Consider the following 25325-nt stretch of genomic DNA (forward strand, 5'->3'; position numbering starts at 1 on the left):
AATAGCCTTACTCTTTCGTTCCTTTATACGATATGTAGCATACTTTTTTGAATCGTGACTTCAACAGGGGTTTCTCCAATGATTTCACCATCTCCGTGAATGATGACTGGACTTTCAGATGTAACCGTCACTGATTTTCCTTTCATTAACGTAATGGCAGAATGATGAATATGTTTTCCTTTAAATACTTTCGGAAACACTTGCAGCAATTTTATCTTAGATATATTATGAACAATACAAACATCTAAATACCCGTCATCACTTAAAGCTTCAGGACAAATATTCATCCCACCACCATAATAAGGAAGATTCGCAATTGCAATTAACCACACATTTGAAAATTGAACGCTTTTCCCATCAATCATCATTGTTACAGACGTTGGCCTGTATTGAAAAAGCACTTGTAATACGATAATCCCATAAATAAGTTTTCCAAGATTAAAACGATTTAAGATTTTTTTTAATTTTGATTGATTCGCCAGTTGAGCCACTTTCCCGTCAAACCCAATGCCAACGACAGTTGTACAACATTTTTCACCAACAAATAAAATATCCATTTGTTTTTTTATCCCGGACAAGATTCGATCTAATGCTAATAAATGATGTTTCGGAACGCCCATTGCACGAGCGTAATCATTACCTGATCCTGCAGGAATAATTCCAAATGCGATTGGTAAATTCCGAATTCCATTTACAACATCATGTACGGTTCCATCTCCACCGATAGCGACAACAGCAGTTACCTTTCTTTCATCAAGTCCAATTACACAATCTGTTGCATGACCACGATACCTAGTGAATATCACGTCATACTCAACATTTTTCTTTTGGAGTACTGTTTCAATTTCTTTCCATATTATATGACCACGACCATTACCTGAAATCGGATTTACAATAAAAATATACATTGCCGAGATTACACCCCATTTCCCCAACCACTCTTACCATTTTTTCCAGTCTTAGCACGGTTATACCACTCTTGTCATTGTTACCCTAATTTTACCGTTAAATCAAAAAAGTTCAATATTAACTATTGACACGTTCCTTTTTCATTCTTATAATCAATAAAAAGAATAAATGTGGAAATTTAGTGTCTTTTTTTGATTAGTGAGCATTTTATTATAATATGATAAAATGAAAACTATAGTAAAGATTACTAGAATTCATTGCTTATTTTTTATATTTCATCTTTCCTCAAATGGTAGTGAAATATACTTTAGCACCTTTTGGAGGGTTTTGATGAAGATTTTAAAAAAAGGATTACTAGAGGCCGAAATAAGTAAAGCATTAACCCAATGGGAAAAAGAATACCTTGGAAGAGGCTCTGTTCAAGTCAAGACAGATATTCTCCGAAATATGGTCATAGTTGCTTTAAAAGGGATATTAACCCCTGCTGAACAAGCATTAACGAAAACAACGGCAGGCCTTCTTTCGATAAAAAAAACTCGGTCTGATCTTATTGAAACAGGCAGCGACCAAGTCAAAGAAATCATTCACGCGTTAACAGGAATTAACGTCTACAGTTTCCATACAGATATTAGCACGAGAAGTGGCGAACGCCTGATTATTTTTATGTTAGAAGAAAATTTAGAAAATAAATTAACAGAATAGCTCTGGGAGTTCTATTCAACAATTATACATTGAGGGATAAAAAGACCGGCTTATGATGATCGTGACAAACGTCTTCTTAAGCTGGTCTTTTTTATGGCTTATTTCGTAAACAATGTGATTTTCAAAAAGTGGAGACAAGCAAAATCACAACAGCTGGACGAAAAAAAGCCTTATACACATAAAAAGATATAGAAAAAGGATAGGAGGAGAAAAATGTTTGATATCGTCGTACAAAACTTACTTTCACCCGTTGTATTATTCTTCATTTTAGGACTCATTGGTGCCATTGTTAAATCGGACTTTAAGTTTCCACCTGGGTTAAGTGAAGCGCTCAGTATTTATTTATTAATTGCGATTGGATTAAAAGGTGGGATGGAATTATCAAACTATAGTTTCTCCGAAGTCGCACTTCCGATTGCAGCAACACTATTCCTCGGTTCTATCATTCCTGTGATTACAATGGTCATCTTAAAGTGGATGATGAAGTTAGACCTGAAAAATTCCATAGGTCTAGCTGCGACCTATGGTTCTGTCTCCATTGTAACTTATGGTGCAGCCCTTACTTTTTTAGATAGTACGAACACAAGTTATGAAGCGTTTATGAACGGATTAGTCGTTGTAATGGAAATACCAGCTATTTTTGTTGCCCTATTACTACTAGCCATTCTTGAGAGTAAAAAAGCGGAAGAGTTACCGAATACAAAATCAGTTGGTATTTCTGCTACAAGCTTATCTTCAATTATTAGTCCTGAGGTCATTAGAGAAAGCCTATTCGGAAAAAGTGTTTTCCTATTGGTAGGAAGTTTGTTAACAGGACTCATCGTTGGGAAAGAAGCAGCGATGCCTGTCGTGCAACCTTTATTTATTGATTTATACCAAAGTGTGCTTCTGTTGTTTTTATTAAACATGGGATTAATTGCTGGGCAACGATTAGCCGTTGTTCGACGTCACGGTATAAAACTTTTACTGTTTGGTATCGTTACTCCTGTTTTATATGGAATTCTTGGCATTTTTGTAGGTTACGGCGTTGGACTTTCATTAGGGGGGGCAACATTACTTGGAATTCTTTCCGGTAGTGCTTCTTATATCGCCGCACCCGCTGCACTTCGGGCCTCTGTTCCTGATGCGGATCCGTCCATTTATTTAGGTCTTGCACTCGGAGTCACCTTCCCGTTTAATTTAGCAATAAATATACCGTTGCTCTATGCGATTGCGAGCTTGCTTTATTAATAAGAAAAACGCGAGAGCGTCTTTTCTTTTCAAGCATAGTGCGGAGCCCTGCCCGCTTTTGAAAGTGAACCCCAAGTGCTCTTCTTGGGGTGAAACGCGCAGGTGAGCAGCCTTCGCTCTTCTAGAATAAGCTTTCAAAGCTTCATTGCTACATCAAAATTATTATGCTCCCTCATTTGTCTCATTTTCGCGGTCACAGCAGCCGTTATTTGTGAACATGATACGGGTTTCCGTTTTTTAGCGGCCACAGGAGCACTTATTCACGCAAAAGCCACTCTATTCCTAGCGATATATTATGATTAACTGCTCCTGTGTCCACCAACGTTCCAAAACGCTAGCCATGTTCACAGATAACGGTTTTCATGACCGCTTACTTCCCATAACCACCAAAAGATAAACCCGACCCAAGTGTTGAATGATTCACTTGGGTCTTTTCTTGCTTGTCTCATAGTACTCCAAATCCCTAATTCATTCTAAGAATGTATTAGAGCAATGTTTTACACAAGTCGTATTTTATAGTTTCCTAAACAATAAGAAAAACGCGGAGCGTCTTTTCTTTCAAGCGAAGTGCGGAGCCCTACCCGCTTTTAACAGTGAACCTCAAGTGCTCTTCTTGGGGTGAAACGCGCAGCTGAGCAGCCTTCGTTCTTCTTGAATAAGCTTTCAAAGCTTCACTGCTTTCTATTTCGTTTGGACATGTGTTCGGCTATTTAATAGAAAATGAGCTTTTTTCAATTCATTACAGACATACGATCTACTATTTACTCAAAAGCACCCTAAAAACCCGTAATTTTTAGAATTTAAGGGATCCTATGTCCGTTTAAAAAAGGGGACAGCTCGAATTCCCCTGTGCTGCTACTGCTTTTGTTGGTCATTCGTCACATATTGAAACTCAATTTTCTTTTTCTCTTTATTCCAAAGCAATTTTGCATCAAATGATTGCTCTCCTTTTTTGAACCCTTTGATTACATTTGTTTGTTCATGTTCAAGTAGTTTTTTCACATTCGTTTTCGTTAGTTTTTTCCCTAACATCATTTTTGAAATTGTAAAAGTACATTTTGTTTTTTTATAATGAGAACACCCGTAAAACTCACCTTTATCGACGATTTTCCCATTACAAAGTAAACAAGGTCCTACCGTTTTTCCTAACGTATATTTTGATGTTAAGGAAGAAGTTTGTTCATATTGGGAAACATTCCAATTTGTTGAAGAAGAGATTGCACCTTCAATCATCACATGAGCAAGTTTTTTTATTTGTTCCATGAATCCTTTCGCAGATGCTTGTCCTTCTCCTATTTCAGCTAATCTCTGTTCCCACTTCGCTGTCATTTCCGGTGAAGCTAATATCGTATCACCGATAACATCAATGAGGAGTTTTCCTTTATCGGTTGCATACACCATATTTTTTTTCACATCGATATATTTTCGATCTTTTAACATTGTAATAATGTTAGCTCTTGTTGCTTCTGTACCTAACCCTTCTGTTTTGTTTAATACCTTTTCTAGTTCATCATTTTCAATATATTTTCCCGCTGTTTTCATGAGGGTAATAAGTTGACCTTCCGTAAACCGTTTTGGCGGTTCTGTTTTACCGTTTTTAATTATCGTTTTTTTAACAACACCTTTATCTCCTTTGTTTACATCAGGTAGTAAAATGTCTTTTTCTTCTTTTGCGAAGGCGGCGATTTTTCTCCATCCTTGCTTGATACACTTTTTCCCTTTTGTTAGAAACGAGACTTGTTCATCTACGGTTGTAGTTAACGTCGTATAATCATAGATCGCATCTTCACAATGTGCGGCAAGCAATTGGCGAACAATAAGGTCATATATATTCTTATCTTCTGCACTCAGTTTTTTTATATCTACCTTTTTTGTTGTTGGGATAATTGCATAATGGTCTGTGACTTTTTTTTCATTCACATATCGTTTATTATGTAAAATCGATTTTGGCAACGGAAAATAATGATTATATTCATCATACTCGCTCACATTTGCTAAAATTTGTGGAAATGTCGCCGCCTCTCCTTTAGTCACATACGAAGAATCAGAACGAGGATAGGAGATGAGCCCTCGTTGGTATAAGCGTTGCAAAATATCTAATGTTTTTTTCGGTGAATATTTAAATAACTGATTTGTTTTCGCCTGAAGGGAAGATAATGAAAACAGCAGTGGAGGTTTAAACGTTTTTCTTTCTGTTTCGAACTCTTTAATTATTGATGACTTTCCTTCACAAAACTGCGCGATTTTTTCAGCTTGTTCTTTTGTTTTTAACCGACTCTTTCCATCTTTCATCCATTTCCCGCGGTAACTTCCTTTATCAAACGAAAAGTCCGCCTCTACTTCCCAAAATTCTTCTGATGTAAACGAAGCAATTTCTCGTTCCCGTTTAACGATTAACGCTAATGTTGGTGTTTGAACTCTACCCGCAGAAAATACATCTTCATATCCTCGTTGTTTTAATAAAATTGTAAAAACTCTGGAAGCATTCATACCAATTACCCAATCTGCACAAGATCTTGTATAAGCTTCGAAAAACAAAGGTTTTGTTTCTTTTTCATCGATCAAATTGGAAAACCCATCGTAAATAGCTGCTTCCGTTAAAGAAGAGATCCATAATCGTTTTAACGGTTTATTTACTTTACATTCATGCAAAATGAGGCGAATAATTAATTCCCCTTCCCGCCCGGCATCTCCTGCATGGATAATTTCAGTGACTTCCTCTTTATGAACAAGTTGTCGAATAATGTGAAATTGCTTTCGTTTAGAAGGGATCGTATCAAATGTAAATTGATTTGGGATTATAGGTAAACTTTCGATATCCCATTTCTTCCATTTTGGATTGTACGTTTCTGGAGGAGATAATTGTAATAAATGGCCAACTGCCCAAGTACAGTAAGCACCATTGGGAAATAACTCATTTGGATAAACAAGAATATAGCCATCCGCTTTTTTATGTTTAAACTGTGATACAAGTGTTTTTGCTTGGTCAGGTTTTTCCGCAATAATGACTTTCATTTTCTAGTTCCTTCTTTCTTCTCAAACTGCTTAGTCGTTACTCCTATACAGTTCAGTAAAAAACGAGCAAGTCCACTTACACCTGCTCGTTCCTGGTCTTTTCCATTCGAAGAACTTGAATGGCTTGATGGATATACAATTGAAATTTCTCTTCTTTTTCTTTTTCAATGTTTCCTGTAATAGCGACAGCAATTCGTTCGAAATTATCAATGAGGTGGCTCGTCTTCATTCCGTGACGAACCAAAATTCCGTTCAGCCAAATGGCATAATCGACAAAAATTTCTTCGCTATCTAGTTGATATGCGGTTTCAAGGTGGTGAAAGTGATGCTCATTATCTTCTCTACATTTTTGTTTCCCTTTTTCACCAAACTGATGTAGCTCTGGGAATGCCTCATACATTCGTAGTACAACTTCATCTATTAATGGGTGGTATTGAGGATAAGGAAAAGTGATCACAAGGCAACCACCTCGTATTGTTTAACAATTGGAATAATGGAAGCAAGCTCTTGGTCTGGATATTTTTTTTCAAATTCATGAATTTGCTTAAAGTCATCACTGCGAACCCATGCTAAATAATCCTCTTTTGTGTCCCATTCAATTTGGACAGTTAATTCGCCTTGCTTTTTATCATTTTGCAACAATCGAAAATGACGAAACCCTTTTGCTTTATCTACAGATTTTGAACGTGATCGGTAAATCGAAATAACCTCTTCTGCTTTTTCTGTTGGAACAAGAAAAGTAGAGTGAACGATAAACATTGAATCCCTCCGAACAATGAAACTTACTTGCTTTTCATTATACATGGTTCATCATTCTATTGCTATTAGGACTACTTTTTCTCAACTTGTTGGAGTGTTGAAATGATGGACTCGTACAATCCTTGATTTAATTCTACTTTACTTTCCGTTTCAATATGCTCTTCTTTTACTTGAGTGAAAGCTGATGTTATAGGTCGTTCTAAAGGCTTTATTAATACAAGGCGATTTTGCTCTGTTAACAATCGCATATACCCATACACACTAATTTCGATAGTAAGCTTTTCCCCTTTTGGAACCGTCACAGCTAAGTCTTCACTTAAATTGTATTTGTTTCCAAACTGATCTTTATATTCAGTTCCACCAGCAATCCATTTTGTTTCATAATGTTGAAAACCGTAATCTAATAATTGAATCGTATCTTGAACTGAACGATGGGCTGTAGGCGCATTTAACGTGACTACAATTAAATCAAGATTATTCCGACTTGCTGTTGTAACAAGCGTAAAGCCTGCTTGCCCGACGTAACCATTTTTTACTCCTGTTACACCGTCATAATGACCTAATAAACGATGATGGTTAACAATGGTTGTTTCCCATCCCTCGCCTTTCCACTCTAATTCTCTTGTTGCGACAATGTCACGAAACTCTTTGTTTTTCATCGCATATTGTGTAATCTTAGCCATATCATAAGCTGTTGTATAATGTTCTTCACCAAACAACCCATGTGGATTAGTAAAATTGGTATCCTTTACACCGATCACTTCTCGGACAAACTTGTTCATCCGCTCTGCAAATCTTTGCTCTGTGCCATCGAAATGTTCAGCAATTGCCAAACCAGCGTCATTTCCAGAGTTAATCATCAATCCTTGAACAAGCTTATATAATGGAACTTGTTCGCCTTCCAATAAATATACACGTGTCCCAATTACTTCTCTAGCGTTTTTACTGACTGTTACGATGTCTTCAGGATTCCCTTGTTCTAATGCAATAATGCCTGTCACAATTTTTGTTAAGCTTGCCGGGTACATTTGTTTTTTACTCTCTTGGTTATATAATACCTTTCCAGAATTCGCATCAATCAGAATTGCCGTTTCACTATGCAATTCAAATTCTTGTTCAACGATATTTGCATAAGTGGAGAAAGGTGCAATCGCGACTAATATCATAATTATAAAAAAAGAAATGCCAGTCTTTTGTATCATTCTTGGTTTCCCCTTCCATACGACAATCCTATTTCCTAGTATACCGATTTTTCATAATATTGTCTTTTCAATTATATGACACTCTTATTACAATTCATTTTCCAGTATTTTATCAACATAAAAATAAAAAAAAGAATGTTATCTAATTGTAACAATCGTTAATGGTACTATATCACTACTAGTGTTTTCAACCCTTGCATTTCTCACTGGGAAATCTCCCCTAGCGACTTTCAATCTAGTATTTGTTAGTCTATTCATTGTGATTGCGAGATTGATAAACAACTAGGAGGTTTTCACATGAAAAAAATAGTATGGTTAACATTCGCATTTTTGACATTTACCTTATTTGGTTTTAATACAGAAGCAGACGCTAACACCGTTCACACTGTAAAAAGTGGTGATACATTATGGAAACTTGGTACTCATTATGGTGTACCTGTCGAGTCTATTAAATTAAGAAACAATCGTAAGTCAGATACCATTTTTGTTGGAGAGAGATTAACAATTCCTGCTAGTTTATCAGCTACTGACCGAGACTTATTAGCAAGACTTGTTCGTGCAGAAGCAGAAGGAGAACCATATGCAGGAAAAGTAGCTGTGGCAACAGTAGTGTTAAACCGTGTAGATAATCGTAATTTCCCAAATACCGTTCGTAGTGTAATTTATGAAGTTTCACATGGTCACCATGCATTTACACCTGTTCAAAATGGAAGAATTAATCGTGCATCTGATGCCGAATCTAGACGCGCAGTTAACGAAGCACTTGCTTTCCGTGGCCAAGGTGCAGGTTCTCTTTACTTTTATAATCCTCGTACTTCTACAAATCAATGGATCCTGTCTCGTCAAGTAACAGTGAGAATTGGAAACCACGTATTTGCAAAATAGATATTCAGTATAGAATTACACACCTCACCTACTTTAATTAAAAGTAGGTTTTTTTATTTTGTTCTGAACGTTTTTTTATGTGTAAACGTCTTACTATTACTTCTATTATTTTTTTAAATGAAAAAAAATATTAAATGGTTCATTTTGAATCACAACGTGTTCAACACGTCCTTCTAACGACTTTCGGAAAACTGTATTTAATGGTATGTTATCAATAGTGGAAAGCAACTATCTTATAAAGAAAGGGGAGGTTATAGTTGGAAATTATTGTTTCTCATACAAACACAGATTTTGATGCTCTTGCCTCTCTTGTTGCAGCAAAAAAATTATATCCAGATGCAAAAATGGTGATTTCTCATAGTCAACATGTTCAAGTCCAGCAATATTTAGCGTTATACCGCGACCACTTTTCTTTTTACTCTGCAAAGGAAATAAACTGGAAAGAAGTGACACATCTTATTTTAGTCGATGTTCATTCCATTGAACGCACTGGATTAAAACATGAACAATTACACCCCTTACATATCACTATCTTTGACCACCATCCTGCTTTAGAACAAACCATTACAGCAACACAAGATAGTACGATTGAACAAGTAGGTGCAACAATTACATTGCTTGTTGAACGATTAATGGTGAAAGAGATTCCGCTCACACCAATAGAAGCGACTTTATTTGGATTAGGGTTATACACAGATACAGGTGCTTTTACTCACCCTACGACAACAACCCGTGACTTTATAATTGCATCTGCGTTATTACAATATGGAATGAATCTTGAATTCATTACTCGTATGACAAAACAAATAAAAAACCAAAATCATGAACTTTTTTACAATCTTTTACAAAAATCAACAGAATATCTTCATGACGGGATTGCGCTCACAATTTGTACACATTCGGAACAAACATACACATCAGGGTTAGCTACCATCACAAAAAAACTCTTAGTTACAACGGAAGTTGATGCTGTCATCACAATTGTTGAAATGGGCTCCCGTACCTTTGTTGTTGGACGTGCAAACTCAAAACGAATCAATTTTTTACCTCTTATAAAAAAATTAGGTGGAGGCGGTCACCCGATGGCTGCATCTGCTTCGATTAAAAACGGCTCGGTAGAAGAGTTGAATGAACAAATCGTAAGTGAAATCAAGTCGATGATTACTCCCGCAGTTATAGCAAAACATATGATGTCTGCTCCTGTTAAAACGATTGCTCCTGAAACGTCATTACAAGATGTTGCTGAAATGATGTTTCGATATGGTCATACAGGATTTCCAGTTGTGGAAAATGAAAAAGTCATCGGAATGATTTCTAGACGAGATATCGACAAAGGCATCCATCACGGTTTAGGCCATGCCCCTGCCAAAGCTTATATGAGCCAACCTGTTCTCACAGTTGAAACAATAACACCACTAGAAGAGATACAACGATTAATGATTCAACATAATGTCGGGCGATTTCCCGTTATGAACAATAATACATTGGTTGGGATTATTTCAAGAACAAATGTTATAGAGACTCTGAACAACCCAAAAAAACAACACGGTCTAACAGAAAAAGATGATACCATTACTACTAAAATGAAAGCTTTTTTCTCAACCACTGAATACAAGTTACTAAAAAAAATAGGTGAACTAGCAGATGAAAAGAACCTTCGTGCTTTTTTAGTTGGCGGGATTGTGCGTGATTTATTTTTACAGCGTCCGAATGATGATATTGATATTGTCATTGAAGGCGATGGCATTCAGTTTGCAAACGAATTAGCTCAGAAATTCGGTGGAAGCTGTATAGACCATGAGCCTTTTGCAACCGCAAGCTGGAAAACAGAAGACGGTATAAAAGTCGATATCGTAAGTTCAAGAACGGAATATTACGTTAAACCCGCTGCCCTGCCAACAGTGGAAAAGTCGAATGTAAAAGAGGATTTATTTCGACGTGACTTTTCAATTAATGCTATGGCCATTCACTTAAACTCATCAACATTTGGCTTCTTAGTTGATGAATACAACGGTCTATTGGACATTAATGAAAAAAAAATTCGAGTTTTACATCCATTAAGTTTTGTCGAAGACCCTACTCGTATTCTTCGTGCCGTTCGGTTTGAACTTCGTTTCCAGTTCCAAATGGATGAGCAAACAGAGAAATTCGCGTTCCAATCGATAAATGGACTAAAAAATATATCATCCAAGCGACTAATTGCCGAGGTAAAGCGATTATTTCAAGAAGCTCAAGTGGGTGCCATTATGCAACGGCTAAATTCTCTCTTGTTTTGGGAAACGTTTATCGGTCGTTCTTTAAAGAAACAAGACTTTGACACCATTGAAAAACTAACATCTTCCATAAGGAAAGCTAAGCTTGATTATAAGCCAACACAACACTGGTTTTATTATTTTTTACTTCCTTTTATGGAAGCAAACGAAAATGAAGTACTGAAGCTATGGGAAACAGAGGCTAAAGCAGAAAGAAAACAAGTTATCGAATGCACTCAACTCGTTTCAAAATGGAAAGGGATTCTGTTTACATCTTTAGGTCAATACCATAAACATTTGCATAAATACGATGACTTCCCACTAATACTTTTTAGTTTGTACCTTACACAAAAAGAACAACAAGAACGATTGCTGGAGTATGTGTGGAAACGCAAAACGATACCACCCCTAATTACTGGTAGTGATTTAGCTTCGCTTATCACACCAGCTGGCCCTATCTATAAAACAATTATACTTGACATCGAAACAAGATATTTAAACAATCAAATTCAAACTCGTGAGCAAGCTGTCGCATGGCTTAAGGAGCAATGGGAGAGCGAATAGGAAAAACGAACGAAAGAAAAGAGGCAAAGAGGGATGGAAGAAAAAGACTTAATAAAAGCCGCGAAAAAAGGAAATCAACGTGCTTTTGCCATTCTATTGCAACAAAATTATACTTTCGTTAAACATTATCTTTTGAAGATAACCCTTCATCCGTCTTTAGCGGAAGATATTACACAAGAGACAATGATAAAAAGCATTGAAAAAATCCATCAATATAACGGAAAAGCAAAGTTTTCTTCTTGGCTTCTCTCGATTGCGTCAAACCTATATATCGATGAACTTCGGAAACAAAAACGAAAGACAAAGTGGCTACAAAATCAAGGTGTACATCAACTTCTATATGAAAATGCCCCTAACAATGATGAATGGGTAGAAGTGATTGAAGTATTAACGAAACTTTCAAGCGATTATCGAATCCCACTTATTTTAAAGCACTATTATGGATACACGTATGAGGAAATTAGTTCAATGATTGATATACCCGAAGGAACCGTTAAATCTAGAGTTCACGGGGCGTTAACCCAAGTAAGAAAGGAGCTACAATAGTGATGGAAGAAAAAAATAAATCAGAAAAAAAAATTGTAGAGGCCTTATATAAAATGGAAAGCACTATAAAAGAACAACCACCTACAGTACAAAACTTCGAACACCTTATTGTAAAAGTACAAGCTGAACAAAAACAAAAACTCATAAAGGAACTTTTCATTTTTTGGTTCATTTCTCTGTTCATTCTGTTTATCGTTATCTGGGGATATGCTCACTTTTTCTTAGGTCTTTTATTCCTTCAAGCGATTATAATTATCGGGGGCCTGAGTTATGTTCTTTATACAAGAAGGTCTCAACAAATGAGGAATGATGTTTCATGAATATAAAACCTGAAGACATGCCGATTTATTTTTGGATTGTCATTGCCTTAATCTTGCTTGCACAAAGTACTTGGTTATTTATTGATGCTAGACGAAGAGGACATCATCGGTGGTTTTGGGGGATATGGGGACTGATTCATTTCCCTTCCCCGTTGCTTTTCTATTTATTATGGTCACGTTTCTTAAAGAAGAAGTTCTTTTCAAAACGTCACCGTACCTAATAAAGCTATCCCTCCCAATTGTTGGTGAAAACTGTACAATTTTTCATTTCATAACATGAGATTAACAGTTCATACTATAACTACATTGTTATAGACAGATTGTGTGATTGTGTGTTACCTATCAGTATAGGGAGGGTTTTTATGACGTTTATAAAGAAACCCATCATATTCTTTTTCTTACTTTTCGTCCTCATCGGGATTGCATTTTCTCTATATGTATTTAGTGAATTTCAAACCGGACGTAATGCTTCTTTGCAGCAACTTGATGACAACACAACACCCGAAAATGAACAACTTCCTACAGAAAACACCGATATCGAATTTAATTCAGAACATCCGATTGAAAATGAACCGATTAATATCCTTCTTGTCGGTGTTGATGCCAGACAAGATGAAAAAGCAAGAACAGATACGATAATGATTGCACAATATCATCCTAAAAATGAATCATTCAAAATTGCTTCCATTATGCGTGATAGTTATGTTTCCATTCCAGGTTATCAAAACAATAAAATTAACACTTCCTTCTTTCTTGGTGGTCCAGAACTATTACGAAAAACGATTAAAGAAAATTTTGATATTGACCTTCATTATTATGCTATGGTTAATTTCGAAGGATTTATCCATGTTGTCGACTTAATTGCACCGGACGGTATTACTGTCAATGTTCCGAAACGAATGGTCCATAAAAATGATATTAATCTTTATCCTGGTGTCCAAACACTCGATGGAAAACAATTATTAAATTATGTGCGTTTCCGTAGTGATCATGAAAATGATTTTGGAAGGGTTCGCCGTCAACAAGAAACGATTAGTTTACTAAAAGACGAATTGTTAACATTAAAAGGGTTAACTAGAATTCCACAGCTTGTTGGTTCGGTTGAACCGTATGTTGATACGAATATGACGACAGGAAAAGTCATTAGCTTAGGAAAAGATTTTGTCCTTCACCCTGTTGATGAAGTCGAAACATTAACCATTCCTGTTCAAGATGGATATGAGGATAAACGATATCTTCATGCCGGACAAGTACTGGAATTAGATATTGAAAAAAACAAATTGGCTCTTCAAGAATTTTTTAATCTCTCACCACATCACGCCACAAATTAAAAAGCTGTAACAAGTTCAAACGACGTTGACCTTGCTACAGCTTTATTTTATTCGTATTTTTTAAATACTAATGTTGCATTATGTCCACCAAAGCCTAATGAATTACTCATTGCTGCTTTCACTTCTTGTCTTCTTGCTTCATTTGGAACATAGTCTAAATCACATTCTGGGTCAGGTGTTTCATAATTGATTGTCGGAGCAATAATTCCTTCTTGAATTGTTTTTACAGTTAATATAGCTTCAACCGCACCAGCTGCTCCTAACAAGTGACCTGTCATTGATTTTGTTGAACTCACGGCTAACTTTGATGCGTGGTCTCCAAAAACGGTCTTTAACGCCATTGTTTCATATTTATCGTTATATGGCGTACTTGTTCCATGTGCATTCATATAATCAATTTCATGTGGTTCTAACCCTGCATCTGCAATGGCTTGTGACATTGCTCGCACGCCACCTTCTCCTTCTGGTGCTGGTGCAGTTACATGGTATGCATCTCCAGTTGCACCATATCCAACGATTTCAGCATAAATGTTCGCGCCACGCTGTAATGCACTTTCTAATGATTCCAAAATAACAATACCTGCACCTTCACCCATAACAAAGCCATCACGATTAGCATCAAATGGTCTGGATGCTGTTTTCGGATCCTCATTTGTACTAATTGCTTTCGCTGTACTAAATCCTGCTACAGCCATGTCTGTAATTGGGGCCTCTGCACCACCTGTAATCATAATATCAGCGTCACCACGTTGAATGACTTTAAAAGCATCCCCGATTGAATTCGTACCAGATGCACACGCGGTTACAGAACATGAGTTAATTCCTTTTGCACCAGTTACAATCGATACTTGTCCTGCCGCCATATCAGGGATCATCATTGGGACAAAGAAAGGACTTACGCGCCGGTATCCTTTTTGTTCAAAAATACGGAATTGCTCTTGATACGTTTCCATTCCCCCGATACCAGAACCGATCCAAACTCCTACACGCGGGGCTATGTCATCTGTAATTTCAAGTGAAGCATCTTTTAACGCCATTATAGATGCACCTACCGCAAATTGTGTAAACCGATCCATCTTTCGCGCTTCTTTTCGATCCATAAAAGCAGTAGGATCAAAGTCCTTTACCTCAGCTGCTACTTTCATTGGGAATTTCGAAACATCGACTCTCGTTAATGGTCCAACACCTGATACACCATTAATGGCGTTGTTCCACATCGTTTTTGCATCTAAACCTAACGGTGAAACAGCCCCAACTCCCGTAATAACAACACGTTTTTTTTCCATTTATCTCGCTCTCCTTTACTATTAATTTTTCACTTTAACGACCCCAACGAAGCGCAACAGCACCCCAGACAAGTCCTGCTCCAAACCCAACGAGGACAAGAACATCTCCATCTTTTATTTTCCCGTTATTTAACTCTTCTACCATCGCAACTGGAATGGAAGATGCTGATGTATTCCCGTACTTTTTCACTGTTGTTGCCATCTTTTCAGGTGGCAAGTCAAGACGTTCCCTTGAAGCTTCCATAATACGAATATTGGCTTGATGAGGAACTAAAAAATCGACATCTTCTTTTGTTAAACCTGCTTTTTCAATAACTCCTAGGGCAGATTCACCCATCTGTCTAACAGCAAACTTAAAGACTTCTCGTCCATTCATATACAGGAATTCATCTTGTAAATGAATATGCATACCACCAGTTCCATCGGCTCCTAATTCAAAGGCTAAAATTCCTTTATCGTCACTTACAGGACCAAGTACAGCAGCTCCGGCACCATCACCAAATAATACAGCTGTATTTCGATCATTCATATCCGTTATTTTTGATAACTTTTCCACACCAACAACAAGAATCTTTTTATAAGCACCATTTTCAATAAATTGTTGCGCGGTCACAATACCATAAATAAACCCAGCACAAGCTGCACTTATATCCATTGCGGCTGCATTAGAAGCCCCTAACTGTTCTTGAATGATTGCTGATACAGAAGGAAAAGCCATATCTGGTGTTACTGTAGCGACAATAATTAAATCGAGTTCTTCGGGTGAAGTGTCTGCCTGTTGTAATGCTTCTTTTGCTGCCTCAAAGGCCATGTGTGAACTGTCTATCTGTTCAGAAGCAATTCGTCTTTCTTCAATCCCTGTTCTCGTTCGAATCCATTCATCTGTTGTATCTAATCTTTGTTCAAAATCTAAATTGGTTACAACCTGATCTCCTAAACTTCTTCCCATACCTAAGATACCAGCTTTTGTCATATCATTTCCCCCTTACCTTCTACTATTTCTAGTTTACAGGTAAATATTAAGACCTGATACCAATTTTATCTGATTTTTTTTTCCTTGTCTATGTATCATGCTTTCATAACATTATTTTTCAAATTATAAAGTGAATTGTATTATGAGTATGGACAAACAAAAGTAATGTTAATGCATAACAGATTTTGTTTTTTCATGTAGATATGACTATCCGATCCATCTCACTGAGCAAATCCACGCCATGTCCACGCACCATTACAAACAAAGCTATTAAAGGAAAAAAACCTTTAATAGCTTTATCATTTACTTATTCTCTTCTTTTCCAAGCTCATATGCTTCGTTCATGACGCTTAACAACATATTTAACACCGGTTGCAAATCATCCATCGATAATTCGATTCCTTTATTATCAAGTAATGCCTTTGCCTCAGGCATATGTTTCATCGCGATTTGCATAAATTTCATTTTTAATTCTGGATCCATACTTACACCTCCTATATTCATTGTTACTCAGGAAGTTTTCCTGTTTGTACATACTCTTTAATCGCTTGATTGACATTTGCTTGCACATCATCTGGTACTTGAGAGCTAAACTGCCCTAACGAAATGACACCATCTGCAAAGTCATAATATAAATTCCCTGATTCAAGTTCCCCTTTGCTATATCGGTCTGCAACCAGTTGATACAACGCATCTACATGTTGAACCGTACTCGTAAGCACGGTAGAACCACCTAAATCAGATTGGTCACTAATAAATCCGATCGCAAACTTGCCCTCTTTTTTAATTTCCTCAAGCAATTGGACATGAAAGCCATCACCAGCAGGATAAAAAACATCGGCACCTAACTTGGACATACCCTCATAAATATCTAATGCTTTTTCAGTATTCGACCAATCGCCTACGTAATCAACAGAAACTTTTATAGACTCGTCTTGATAATGAACGCCCTCAACAAAACCAGCTACTTCTGGTTGCCACGAATAAGCAGCAATGACACCAATATGATCAGTTTCAGACATTTGTGCTGCTACCATCCCTGCAAAAAAACCCATCGAATGGCTTTCAAAATGCAAACTTGTAATATTATCACCAGATACACTTCCATTAAAACTGACAAAATGAATATGTGGATACTCATCTTTTATTTCCGTGAAAAACTCAGCAAATATTCGCCCATGGCCAAAAACTAAATTTACGTCATTTTGAGCAAATTCTTCGACTGCCATTTTTGCATTTGATAAGCTATTTATTTCTTCTTTAAATTGGACATCTACTTTTAAACTACTTTGTATTTGTAATAGCCCTTGATAGCCTTTACTGTTCCACCCTTGGTCATCAATTGTATCCTCAACTAATAAACCTACTCTATGTATGCTAGATGTAGAACTTGTAGTCGCACAGCCTGTCCCAACTAAAACGAAAATGAGTAAGGCCATAACAAATCTGTTTCGCATGAGTAAGACAACTCCCTTATCTTTTTAACCAAAATTAATTATACTGGATTTTTAACGATATTACCGCAACAAATTAACTACATGGAAGGAATTACCTTGATTTTTATAAGGATTCTAACATGTAATCATTCGACAAATAAGAGAAAAGTCCTCTTATCCTCATATCTGTAATCATTTTTTAATGTTATTGAAATATTACATGAAAAGATTGACAAAAAGATGCATATCTAATTTTCACCTGTTATAATCAGAAAGAATGACATGTAAAGGGGATTTTTATGAACAATTATCATAAAGAAGTGCAAGCACGTCGTACTTTTGCGATTATCTCTCACCCAGACGCGGGAAAAACGACATTAACAGAAAAATTACTTTATTTTGGTGGAGCTATCCGTGAAGCCGGTACTGTAAAAGGACGAAAAAATTCAAAACATCCACTTAGCGATTGGATGGAAATCGAAAAGCAAAGAGGAATCTCTGTTACGAGCTCTGCCCTTGAATTTGAGTATAACGGATACAAAGTCAATATATTAGACACTCCTGGACACCAAGATTTTAGTGAAGATACGTACCGTACCTTAACAGCAGCAGATTCTGCAACAATGTTAATTGATGCGGCAAAAGGGGTAGAAGCCCAAACAAAAAAATTATTTAAAGTTTGTAAAATGCGCGGTATACCCATCTTTACTTTTATGAATAAATTAGATCGGCAAGGAAGAGACCCGTTTGATTTAATGGAGGAGCTAGAAGAATTACTAGGCATTCGTTCTTATCCAATGAATTGGCCAATTGGAATGGGTCAATCTTTCGTAGGTGTCTATGATCGTCACAATAAAAGAGTGGAGCTTTTTAATCCCGATGACAGTGGTGCTATTGATGTTAAAGATGTGACAGGACCAGATGACCCACTAATTGATGAGATTGTAGGTGACGAAAGCTTACTGGCCCAATTTCGAGAAGAAATGGAACTTCTTGATGTGGCTGGTGATCCTTATGATGAGGAAGCTATCCGAAATGGTACACTTTCTCCTATCTTTTTTGGAAGTGCAATATCAAATTTCGGTGTTCAAACATTTTTAGAAAACTTCTTAGAAATGGCCCCCTATCCAACAAAGCGGGAAAGTAATAAAGGGGTTGTCTCCCCGCTAGAAACAGAGAAATTTTCAGGTTTTGTTTTTAAAATTCAAGCGAATATGAACCCCGCTCACCGTGACCGCATTGCATTTTTGCGAATTACTTCTGGAAAATTTGAACGAGGGATGGCAGTAAACCATGTACGACTAGGTAAAACAATCAAGATTTCACAGCCTACGCAATTTTTAGCCCAAAATCGAAACATTGTTGAAGAAGCCTATGCTGGAGATATTATCGGCTTATTTGATCCTGGTACTTTCCGAATAGGAGATACATTAGTTGAAGACGATCATTTTGAATTTAGTGAAATGCCTCATTTCTCACCAGAACATTTTGCTGCCGTCACAGTAAAAGAAGCGTTAAAACATAAATCGTTTGAAAAAGGGATAAAACAATTAACAGAAGAAGGTGCCATACAACTTTTTCAAACGTACAATAAAGTCATTGAACAACAAATTGTTGGAGTTGTAGGTGTGCTCCAATTTGAAGTGCTTGAATATCGCCTTAAACATGAATATAAAGTAGATATCATTCTTGAACGTATTCCTTTTTCCATTGCTCGATGGGTACATGGTCCTGAAAAAGACATGGAAAAATTCAAGAAGATGCAAAGAAATCTAGTGACTGACCGAGATGGAAGAATTGTTGTCTTGTTTGAAAATGATTTCCAATTACGGACCGCACAAGACAAATACCCAGAAATTTCATTTTACGAAAATTCATTTGCAAAATTAAATTAACGATTATTATTCGAATAAAAAACGCGAAAAGATGTTATCCTACCTCTTCGCGTTTTTTTTCTTCAATATATTGTAGACAAATTCAGAACCAATTCCTAATAGTATTGCTAGAACTACAGCTGTCCCTTCACTTATATTCAAGAATATCGCTAGTATGATATAGGCAATAAGCGTCACAATCACAAACAGGAATGTGCTAATGAGCACTTGTTTTTTCTCCAACTTTATCCCCCCTCTGACTTGAAAGGGGACAATCCCCTCTATACGTTATTATATAATGCTTTCCACTGTTTGACATGCTCTTCTTGTCTTTTTAGTCCTGCTTCGATTGACGTTCTTTTTTTAAACTGAAGATCGTTTGCTGCTTTTTTGTTTGATATGAAGGTTTTTTGAGATGAATGTGGCATTTTATACGGTTCGTCTAATAGGATAGATTTAGCGCGATACCATTCGTCAACTTCTTCACTGCTTAGATTATATATTCCATTCACTTTTTTCGTTGTTCCTGCTAGATAAAAGGCTTGAGCAACGTCTGTTACATAAAGTAAATCAACCGTATTACGGTCCTCTTTCATTTGTAACGGTTCATTATTTTCTTTTTGTAGCAAAACTTGGTGAAAAGCCATATCTTCCCTCTGCCAAGGACCGTAAACGGTTGGCAATCTTAAGGTGATGATCTCCCTGTCATCCCTTTTTTCAATATAACGTTCTGCTGCTAATTTTGTCATTGCATACGCGGAACTTGGGGAAGTTGGTGTCTTTTCCGTTAACTCTCCAAATCGTTCTCCATACACATCGATCGAAGAAGCATAAATCATCCGTGATGAAGAAGACTTATGTTCAACAAGTTGTTTTGTAGCCTCCACATTTTCTTTTAATAATTGATCAAATTTAGACCACCCGATATAGGAAGACGTAATGGCTGCTAAGTGATATACCACATCACACTGCTTAAGTATATCTTGTTTGATTACATCCTGAATACTTTCATTTCTATAATGAAACAATGCATTTCTACCGAAACAGAACAGCTTTTCTTCAACTAGTGGAGAAGAGGGTGTACAAAAGTCAACAGCTATTACCTCAACCCCTTCATTAAGTAAAGTTTCACATAAATGGAAGCCAATAAAACCAAGTGCACCGGTGACCATTACTTTTTTCATTTATATTCTCCTCCCCTTCATTTGTAAAGAGGATGTCTCAAAGCTTTTTTCTTTGAAACATCCTCTTTCGTTACAACGAGGATTTTTTCTCAAGTTTTTCATTTTTTTTCAAATGAGACAGTGTAGGATGTGCATAATAGGAAAATGGTTTTTTCGGTAAATGTAACGATAACGATACTTCTAGTCCTCTTTGACGCTGATATTGTTCAAATCTGCGTCCATGGTCTTCCAATGAAAATGGCTCGTTTCCCATCTCAATCACCATACGAATTGGTGGCGACTGCTCAAGTTGCCACAGATGATTCTTTTTTAACACTTTCGCCTCTACCTCACTCGTATCAACACCATAGGCTTCAGATAATTCATATAATAACCGTTTATAAAAAAGCTTCGTTTTCCGCTCTTTTTTATAAAACCGATATAAATGAAGACAAGGATTAATTAGCACAGCCGAACGAAATTGCTCTGGTGCTTGTTGTAGCAGCTTAACCGCGACTAATGCTCCCATACCTTCAGCTATAATATGAACTTTATCATTTAAAATTTCTTGTCTTTGTAATACGTGATGAAGCTGTAAAGCCAGTTGACACGCAGGTTCACTTCCCCAATGGTTACCGTATAAATTGGACGTAAACACGGTATACCCTGCCTGTGTTAATTCCTTTAAAAAAAACGTTCGTTCAGGGTTTTGCAACCAGGACGAATTGTTGCTTTGGACAAAATAATTTCGATCACCGAGCAGCAAAACCCCAAAACCATTGGGCTGTTCAGGAAGATGAACGACGTTCCATTGACCATCTATCGAAAAAAACCGTTCGTTCATAAGGCACACCTTCTCCTTGCATAGTAAATCGGGGGTTATGTCCCTCCTTATACATTATGCAATCGCTAAAAAAACGCAATGAATGCTATGAAAAATGGGGATTCTTCTCATGGTTTTTATTACAAAAACATCCTTTATTACATTGTTGTTTCTCTCTTTACTCTCCAGTTTATGAGTATGTAACGAAAACATGATATTGAATAACCGATGCGAACTGTTTTCGTGGTCAGAGCAGCCGTTATTTGTGAACAGATACAGGTTTCCGTTTTTTAGCTGTCATAGGAGCGCTAATTAACGCAAAAGCAACTACAATCATAGCAATTTATTATGATTAACTGCTCCTATGTCCACCAACGTTCCAAAACGCTAGCCATGTTAACAGATAACGGTTTTCATGGCCGCTTGATTACACGATAAATAAGAAAAACGCGGAGCGTCTTTTCTTTCAAGCGAAGTGCGTAGCCCTGCCCGCTTTTGACAGTGAACCCCAAGTGCTCTTCTTGGGGTGAAACGCGCAGGTGCGGAGCCTTCGCTCTTCTTGAAATAGCTTTCAAAGCTTCACTGCTACACCAAAATTTTTCTTATCTTTCAATAAAAAAACATCAAAGGGAGACTCCCCCTTGATGCTCCTTTTTTATTTGTGTTTTAATTTCCATTTACGATTATGGTTACTCGTTTCAGGAAAAGTATCTCCGGCTTTTAATTTTACCGATTTAGGATTTTGCACTTCAGTTCCTGTTTCACCGATTTCAACATAAATCCCATTATTCGGAGCTTTCTGACCATGGTCAAACTGCCGATTTTGTCCCATATTCAATCTCCTCCTTTTCTTTATTACTATGTCCTAAAGGAAGCTGATTCATGAGAAAAATACAAGAACCGCAACTAGAAAAAAGAGGCTATTGATGATCTCAATGATTCCAATCGTTATCGGCTTAAATTTTTGTTTAACAGGCATCAACCAATGTTTTATGAAACTGAAGGAAAATATGATGGCGATAGCAGGTAACCCTACAAGTAATGGACCGATAATCCAAAGCGAATGGTACACTCTAGCCAAGTGTAAAAAGGTTGAATTGCCTTTTTCTCGGATAAAAACTTTAACATGAAAAACACTTCCAACAAAAAAAACGATTGAAAGACCCGCTACAATAAAAGCTGTAAGTGGAACTTCTTGCACCGCAATATACGAACACATTAACAAAAGGATCGAAAAAGCGACTATTGCTACTACATCATTTAAAAAAGCACGTTCTTGTTTTACTTTAGCAAACATGATATTTAAGGTAAATAACGGGAACACTATAATGAAAAAAACAAACAGAAACGGGAACTTTATGACGACAGGAACTAAAAGTAGAATTCCAGTCACTGCATAAACCAAAAACGCAGGTTGTGCTTCTTTTCTTCTTTTTGGTTTTCGAACAAACACTAAAAATGGGCTAGTGGCCATATACAAAAGCGTTATGCTTATAAAAAATAATAAATGATATCCATTTGGCTGATATAAAAAGGTACCTAGTAATAAAGGAACAAACAACATTGCCCACGCTCCATGTTCTTTAGGAATAAACCAGTTCATTTTACTCCCCCTCTCTATCTTAATTATACATCTTTCATTTTATCGTTGATGTGAGTCTTGTCACTGTGATATTCATCACTTCCATATGAAACTGTTTTTGTTATTGTTAATGTGAAAGGAGTGTTTCTCATGTTACAAGTATGTTTAACTTATAAAAATGAGCAACATGTTACTGCCCTACTTGCGCCTTTACTTCAAGTTGGCACACGTTTTCATAAAAAGCTTGGGAAGATTACAATTCAGCTTGAACAAAATCGCGAGAAAAATCAATTAATCGTTTATTTTCCTCCCAATGACTTTGATGCTCTTGAGCAAGTTCATCATTATATTCAAGAATTAATTCATACATGTGATGTCACTCAAATTAATGACGATAGCGCCCATGTTGGATTTTTAAAAAATGGAGATATCGCAACCATTACGCATCGTTTTCATGAATGGCAAACCTTTCTCTTAGAAGCGCAATACAGATCAATGGAAGGTCAAAAAATTGAAGTATTTAACGGGCCTTTAAAGTTAGGGGAAGGGATTTTACTCTCTTATGTACTAGAATCTATTCAACCGTTTCTCGTTCAATCTGCAACTGTCATTACGACATTCGGTGAAGAAGTATTTTCAGGAACTGATTTAAAATTAAAAGCTACGAGCCAATGGTAAAATAAGAAAAACGCGGGAGCGTCTTTTCGTTTCAAGCGAAGTGCGGAGCCCTGCCCGCTTTTAACAGTGAACCCCAAGTGCTTTTCTTGGGGTGAAACGCGCAGGTGCGCAGCCTTCGCTCTTCTAGAATAATCAATCAATACTTCACTGCTAGACCAAAACTTTTATGCTTTCTTATCTAGAAAATAAAGACCAAAAAGCTTAAAGCTCTTTGGTCTCTTTTTTTCTTATATTGTACAAATCTCAATTGGACAATCACCGCAGTGTAAATAATCTTTCAAGAACTTTAAATCCATTACGACGATAAAACCATTCTCCATCATCACGACGTTTTTCTTTTTTAGTTCATTTAACATTCGATTTACACTTTCCCTAGCGGTACCGATATAATTGGCTAAATCTTGATTTGTTAACTGCACATTAATTAATATCCCTTTTTCATGCTCAATTCCATATGAATTACAAAAACGGATTAATGTAGAATAAAGCGCCCCTGACTTTCCACATAATAACAAATCTTTAAATTTTGCTTGTGTTGATTGTGTATGTCTCGCAAACCATTTCATAAAAGCGACTGCAATTTCACCGTTGACATAAAACAATTCTTCTAATCGATTTGTTTCAAACCTTACTAGCTCAGCATCTTCTTGAACGGTCGCCGTTACACTAATACTCATTTCATTAAATAAGCCAACTTCACCAACTAATTCATCTTTTTGCTTAAGGTGGACTGATATTTCTTTCCCGTCTATCGTCATCTTGCTAAGACTAACCTTTCCAGAGCGAATAAGATAAACAAATTCTGGCTTATCACCTTCAGAAAATAACTTTGTTCCTTCCGTTACTACAGAAGATGTTCCAATCTCCAAAAGGATTTTTTGATTTTCGGGTGATAATTCAGTAAAGAACCGCTTAAACGGCAAAGCTTTATTTTCCATTAGAACACCTCTTTTGTGCAAAGCAGTTTGCACGAATCTGAATTCACTATATCACCCTTTATTATTTATTCATAGTGGAAATATATAAAAGTCAAAAAATGTTACGATCTATAATTCCAAAGCTCTTTCCTTGAGGTTGTCACTGCTTTTGCACCTGCATCAATAGCACTGGTAATTTCTTGCTCTTCATAAATTAATCCCCCCGCAATAATATCAATTTTCGTATCCTCATTTACTTTTTTTATAAAGGTTGGTAACACCCCAGGTAAAATCTCAATAAAATCTGGTTGGATTTTTTTAGCTAGCTTATAACTCGTTTCGAGTGCAATCGTATCGAGTAGAAATAACCGTTGAATGGCCAATATGTTATTTTTTTTAGCCGTTTGTAACACTTCTCCTCTTGTCGAAATGAGTCCGGCTGGCTTTAAACATTGACACAAAAATTCCGCTGAATATTTATCGTTTTTTAGTCCTTGAATTAAGTCGGCATGCAATAGAAGCTTTTTCCCTTTACTTCTTGCATATTTCATAATCCCAGCTAATTGTGAAATATGAAGATCCAACATGACCATATATTCATACTCACTGTTTAACACCGTTTCAAAATCTTTCATTTGTTTAATGGCTGGAAGTACTTTTTGCCCGTTAAAGTCCAAAATTACGCCCCCTTCTTTTACTACGGTCTGTCTCTCTTTTACCATTTTCTATACAAGCGTTAAGTTGACCTCTTTATTTTTTTTATTATACTGGGACGTTCCCTTCTTTTACAATGAAAAAAGACAACAACAAACTAACGAACATAAAATGTTCGCAGTTGTTGTTGTCCTCTCATCGACCTCGACGTTTCATTAACTTGT

Annotated in this window: 26 protein-coding genes; 10 read left to right on the forward strand and 16 right to left on the reverse strand. The window is 36.6% G+C overall.

The annotated features are described in order from the left end of the window. Positions 1-23: 23 nt before the first annotated feature. Positions 24-908: a diacylglycerol/lipid kinase family protein gene (locus T323_RS0123105; RefSeq protein ID WP_026675395.1), complete on the reverse strand. Its 885-nt coding sequence runs from the start codon at positions 906-908 to the stop codon at positions 24-26. Positions 909-1239: 331 nt separating this feature from the next. On the opposite strand from T323_RS0123105, the gene T323_RS0123110 reads away from it, so the two are divergent. After that, positions 1240-1611 (forward strand): Na-translocating system protein MpsC family protein, encoded by a 372-nt coding sequence (locus T323_RS0123110; RefSeq protein WP_026675396.1) that lies wholly within the window; start codon positions 1240-1242, stop codon positions 1609-1611. A gap of 213 nt (positions 1612-1824) precedes the next feature. Then, positions 1825-2841, forward strand: coding sequence for a sodium-dependent bicarbonate transport family permease (locus T323_RS0123115; protein ID WP_026675397.1), 1017 nt, complete (start codon positions 1825-1827; stop codon positions 2839-2841). An 855-nt stretch (positions 2842-3696) separates the two neighbouring features. Here the strand turns inward: T323_RS0123115 and T323_RS0123120 are convergent. The 4 genes from T323_RS0123120 to T323_RS27550 form a co-directional block, all read right to left on the reverse strand. Continuing rightward, complete coding sequence (locus T323_RS0123120; RefSeq protein ID WP_026675398.1) at positions 3697-5856, reverse strand: DNA topoisomerase III; 2160 nt, start codon at positions 5854-5856, stop codon at positions 3697-3699. Positions 5857-5932: 76 nt separating this feature from the next. Beyond that, on the reverse strand, positions 5933-6313 hold the full coding sequence (locus T323_RS0123125) for a hypothetical protein (protein WP_026675399.1): 381 nt from the start codon (positions 6311-6313) through the stop codon (positions 5933-5935). Further along, a complete protein-coding gene (locus T323_RS0123130) occupies positions 6310-6615 on the reverse strand; it encodes an antibiotic biosynthesis monooxygenase family protein (protein ID WP_026675400.1) in 306 nt (101 codons plus the stop codon). The genes T323_RS0123125 and T323_RS0123130 overlap by 4 nt, the downstream gene beginning before the upstream one ends. Before the next feature lie 71 nt (positions 6616-6686). Beyond that, complete coding sequence (locus T323_RS27550; RefSeq protein WP_051556694.1) at positions 6687-7817, reverse strand: D-alanyl-D-alanine carboxypeptidase family protein; 1131 nt, start codon at positions 7815-7817, stop codon at positions 6687-6689. Positions 7818-8114: 297 nt separating this feature from the next. On the opposite strand from T323_RS27550, the gene T323_RS0123140 reads away from it, so the two are divergent. The 6 genes from T323_RS0123140 to T323_RS0123165 all read left to right on the forward strand — a co-directional run bounded on the left by T323_RS0123140 (position 8115) and on the right by T323_RS0123165 (position 13715). Further along, a complete protein-coding gene (locus tag T323_RS0123140) occupies positions 8115-8702 on the forward strand; it encodes a cell wall hydrolase (protein ID WP_026675401.1) in 588 nt (195 codons plus the stop codon). Positions 8703-8959: 257 nt separating this feature from the next. After that, positions 8960-11518, forward strand: a complete 2559-nt coding sequence (locus T323_RS27555) for a CBS domain-containing protein (protein WP_051556695.1) — start codon at positions 8960-8962, stop codon at positions 11516-11518. A gap of 33 nt (positions 11519-11551) precedes the next feature. Next, complete coding sequence (gene sigY / locus T323_RS0123150) at positions 11552-12064, forward strand: RNA polymerase sigma factor SigY (RefSeq protein WP_026675402.1); 513 nt, start codon at positions 11552-11554, stop codon at positions 12062-12064. Between the two features lie 2 nt (positions 12065-12066). Beyond that, entirely contained in the window at positions 12067-12384 is a 318-nt protein-coding gene (locus T323_RS0123155; RefSeq protein ID WP_035179789.1) for a YxlC family protein, read from the forward strand. Further along, a complete protein-coding gene (locus T323_RS28585) occupies positions 12381-12605 on the forward strand; it encodes a sigmaY antisigma factor component (RefSeq protein ID WP_084309384.1) in 225 nt (74 codons plus the stop codon). Before T323_RS0123155 ends, T323_RS28585 begins: the two co-directional genes overlap by 4 nt. Positions 12606-12746: 141 nt before the next feature. Beyond that, complete coding sequence (locus T323_RS0123165; protein ID WP_035179792.1) at positions 12747-13715, forward strand: LCP family protein; 969 nt, start codon at positions 12747-12749, stop codon at positions 13713-13715. Between the two features lie 47 nt (positions 13716-13762). Here the strand turns inward: T323_RS0123165 and fabF are convergent, their stop codons facing one another. The 4 genes from fabF to T323_RS0123185 all read right to left on the reverse strand — a co-directional run bounded on the left by fabF (position 13763) and on the right by T323_RS0123185 (position 17431). Further along, positions 13763-15001, reverse strand: a complete 1239-nt coding sequence (gene fabF, locus T323_RS0123170; RefSeq protein ID WP_026675405.1) for a beta-ketoacyl-ACP synthase II — start codon at positions 14999-15001, stop codon at positions 13763-13765. A gap of 34 nt (positions 15002-15035) precedes the next feature. Further along, positions 15036-15974: a beta-ketoacyl-ACP synthase III gene (locus tag T323_RS0123175; RefSeq protein WP_026675406.1), complete on the reverse strand. Its 939-nt coding sequence runs from the start codon at positions 15972-15974 to the stop codon at positions 15036-15038. Positions 15975-16277: 303 nt separating this feature from the next. Next, positions 16278-16457 (reverse strand): ComZ family protein, encoded by a 180-nt coding sequence (locus T323_RS0123180; protein WP_084309385.1) that lies wholly within the window; start codon positions 16455-16457, stop codon positions 16278-16280. A gap of 23 nt (positions 16458-16480) precedes the next feature. Continuing rightward, positions 16481-17431, reverse strand: coding sequence for a BMP family ABC transporter substrate-binding protein (locus tag T323_RS0123185; RefSeq protein ID WP_026675408.1), 951 nt, complete (start codon positions 17429-17431; stop codon positions 16481-16483). A gap of 278 nt (positions 17432-17709) precedes the next feature. On the opposite strand from T323_RS0123185, the gene T323_RS0123190 reads away from it, so the two are divergent. Continuing rightward, on the forward strand, positions 17710-19305 hold the full coding sequence (locus tag T323_RS0123190) for a peptide chain release factor 3 (RefSeq protein WP_026675409.1): 1596 nt from the start codon (positions 17710-17712) through the stop codon (positions 19303-19305). Positions 19306-19344: 39 nt separating this feature from the next. On the opposite strand, the gene T323_RS0123195 is transcribed toward T323_RS0123190, so the two are convergent. The 5 genes from T323_RS0123195 to T323_RS0123215 form a co-directional block, all read right to left on the reverse strand. Then, a complete protein-coding gene (locus tag T323_RS0123195) occupies positions 19345-19527 on the reverse strand; it encodes a hypothetical protein (protein ID WP_026675410.1) in 183 nt (60 codons plus the stop codon). Between the two features lie 38 nt (positions 19528-19565). After that, positions 19566-20468, reverse strand: a complete 903-nt coding sequence (locus tag T323_RS0123200) for an NAD-dependent epimerase/dehydratase family protein (protein ID WP_026675411.1) — start codon at positions 20466-20468, stop codon at positions 19566-19568. 70 nt (positions 20469-20538) lie between these two features. Further along, positions 20539-21291: an alpha/beta fold hydrolase gene (locus tag T323_RS0123205; RefSeq protein WP_035179796.1), complete on the reverse strand. Its 753-nt coding sequence runs from the start codon at positions 21289-21291 to the stop codon at positions 20539-20541. 634 nt (positions 21292-21925) lie between these two features. Next, positions 21926-22102: a YjzC family protein gene (locus T323_RS28590; RefSeq protein WP_084309386.1), complete on the reverse strand. Its 177-nt coding sequence runs from the start codon at positions 22100-22102 to the stop codon at positions 21926-21928. Positions 22103-22150: 48 nt separating this feature from the next. After that, the gene (locus T323_RS0123215) at positions 22151-22873 is read right to left on the reverse strand and encodes a YwiC-like family protein (protein ID WP_026675413.1); all 723 of its coding nucleotides are present in this window, start codon (positions 22871-22873) and stop codon (positions 22151-22153) included. 129 nt (positions 22874-23002) lie between these two features. Between T323_RS0123215 and T323_RS0123220 the strand changes: the two genes are divergently transcribed. Next, positions 23003-23530, forward strand: a complete 528-nt coding sequence (locus T323_RS0123220; protein ID WP_026675414.1) for a hypothetical protein — start codon at positions 23003-23005, stop codon at positions 23528-23530. A gap of 227 nt (positions 23531-23757) precedes the next feature. Here the strand turns inward: T323_RS0123220 and T323_RS0123225 are convergent, their stop codons facing one another. Then, entirely contained in the window at positions 23758-24468 is a 711-nt protein-coding gene (locus T323_RS0123225; RefSeq protein ID WP_051556696.1) for a Crp/Fnr family transcriptional regulator, read from the reverse strand. Positions 24469-24569: 101 nt separating this feature from the next. Further along, on the reverse strand, positions 24570-25124 hold the full coding sequence (locus T323_RS0123230; RefSeq protein ID WP_026675416.1) for a glycerol-3-phosphate responsive antiterminator: 555 nt from the start codon (positions 25122-25124) through the stop codon (positions 24570-24572). Between the last annotated feature and the right edge of the window lie 201 nt (positions 25125-25325).

Origin of the sequence: Alkalihalobacillus bogoriensis ATCC BAA-922, from assembly GCF_000621445.1 — a bacterium.
In the GTDB taxonomy this organism is placed as follows: Bacteria; Bacillota; Bacilli; order Bacillales; family Bacillaceae_F; genus Bacillus_AO; species Bacillus_AO bogoriense.